The sequence below is a fragment of the Candidatus Bathyarchaeia archaeon genome, assembly GCA_035935655.1.
Classification (GTDB): Archaea; Thermoproteota; Bathyarchaeia; order 40CM-2-53-6; family 40CM-2-53-6; genus 40CM-2-53-6.
This window is the reverse complement of sequence record DASYWW010000063.1, coordinates 1-1852: the sequence shown is the minus strand read 5'-3', so window position 1 is coordinate 1852 and position 1852 is coordinate 1. Positions and strand designations below refer to the sequence as shown.

Genomic DNA, 1852 nt, shown 5'->3' with positions numbered 1-1852 from the left:
CTCGGATTCAATTCCCTTAGGTATGCGGGAATCGACCTCCCTTCCCTCCGAGAAAACGTAGGAAGCTTATTGGAGAAGAAACAAATCTCCAACTTCCGCATCTAGCCAAAGACTGGCAAGTTCATCGGATTGGCCTGTTCTGACAGCGCGTACTTGGCCCTCCAGGCAACTAGGTTCACAAGGAGGGCGATGGCAGCCAAGGCCGCGCCGACGAGAGATAAGTAAGTCTCAGCGACGGCGTATGCATAATTGATTTCTATCCAAGCCGAAAATCCCATCGCTAGAAGGAACAACGCTGAGAGCGCTGCTCCCGCGGGATAAGCCAACCAGTATCCCCAGATTCCAATGAGGCCGACCACCAGAAGAATGACTGCCGCCAATTCCATCAGAAGGGCTTCGGAGTAAAGTGGATTGAGTGGTGGACTGAGGCACAGGTTGGTGGAGCAGACTATTATCGGGGCTTCGTACACCGTGTAAATCGCCCATATTGCTTCAAGGACCAACAACCCGCCGGCGGCCCTTCTGATGCCGGACGTCATTTCGCCATGGTCAGTTTGTAGTATCCTGCTTCAATATTCTTGTTGACGTTGTCTTTGACGAGGTAGAGCCGATGGATAGGGTTCGCCACGTGTGGCGACAGTGAGAAGTCCTCCTCGACCACGAATTCGTGCACTTCGCCGTTACGGCATGCATGCGTGACCTTCTTACCAGGCTTGACTCCGAGACTGTTCATGAAGACTTCCTTCAGCGTTGTGCAGGTAAGCACGGCCCATTGCTCGTCGTCCGGGATTGACTCGAAGCCGACGCTGGCCTTGAGGGGTTCTCCGTACCTCTTGTCGTCGCAGAAGAGCTTCTTGCAACCCCTGCACCGCCACACGTCCACTGTACCTTGAAGGTAATTGTCCCTGTTCACATTGACCATGCCCATAAAGACAATTTCTCCATGGGGGCATTTTGCAATCTCAGCCATGTTTCAGTAGCCTCCCCATCGCCGAGCGTGATATTCCATAGAACAAACTAAGAGCACTAATGGACTCCCCAAAAACTTTGTGCCGCTGCAATGCTTCGCGTTTCTGCGCTTCGCTTAGGATGAGTCTCGGTCGATGAGAAAGCAACCAGATGTTCTTTCTCGACAGGTGGTAACCGACGCTGTATGACCATGGCATATCCCTGAAGGGCCTCCTTCCATGTCGTTCACGAATCCCCAGTTCCACGAACCTCTGGAATCTTCTCTGAACTTCCGTGGCTGATATCAGGTCGTGTTTTCGGTATTCAAGCAAGGTCAGCAATTCCTTTCTCTTCTTATGACAATAAGGTGCAATCAGTTCTGCTACTTTTACCACAGAATCTTGATCAGCTATTCTGAGAGAATAGGCTGCTGAATTGCTCATCTTTCTTGGGTCACCCGTATGGATGCCTTGTCTGCGTAAGAATTCCGTGACCTGAACCAATTGGTCCTTGCTTTGATCCGCCCAATCAAGGTAAAACGCTATGGTAAACTTACCAATGAAGATTGAAACACTGCCATCCCCGTCGAAGTATCCCGCAACTTGCTCCCAAGTTGAATATGGTTCAACGAATTCGTCAATCGGAGGGTCTCGACTGCTCTTGGAGTTCTGGACCGAGCTATTTCTTGCCGTTTATGATTCAGGAACAAAACCGCGTAGCAAATTTAACTACCAACATCATTTCTCAAGACTGTTCTCTGCCCTTTTCTCCATTGCGGCCTCGTAGACAGGAATCAGTTCGAGGATCAGCTTGTCTGTTCGCATCCTCCTCTCGTTAATCTCCCTGACCGTGGCTTCCCTCCAAACCCTGTAGTGATTTGCAATTCCGAGCCGCGGGTGGACCG

Annotated in this window: 3 protein-coding genes; all 3 read right to left on the bottom strand. The window is 50.8% G+C overall.

The features are described from left to right. Positions 1-101: 101 nt before the first annotated feature. Genes VGS11_13635 through VGS11_13625 form a run of 3 tightly spaced genes read right to left on the bottom strand, consistent with a single transcriptional unit; the run spans position 102 to position 1589 of the window. Positions 102-539: a hypothetical protein gene (locus VGS11_13635; GenBank protein HEV2121129.1), complete on the bottom strand. Its 438-nt coding sequence runs from the start codon at positions 537-539 to the stop codon at positions 102-104. After that, positions 536-970 carry a hypothetical protein gene (locus tag VGS11_13630; GenBank protein HEV2121128.1) on the bottom strand — a complete coding sequence of 145 codons (435 nt, stop codon included), beginning with the start codon at positions 968-970 and terminating at the stop codon, positions 536-538. Before VGS11_13630 ends, VGS11_13635 begins: the two co-directional genes overlap by 4 nt. After that, on the bottom strand, positions 963-1589 hold the full coding sequence (locus VGS11_13625) for an LAGLIDADG family homing endonuclease (protein ID HEV2121127.1): 627 nt from the start codon (positions 1587-1589) through the stop codon (positions 963-965). The genes VGS11_13630 and VGS11_13625 overlap by 8 nt, the downstream gene beginning before the upstream one ends. Positions 1590-1852: the final 263 nt, after the last annotated feature.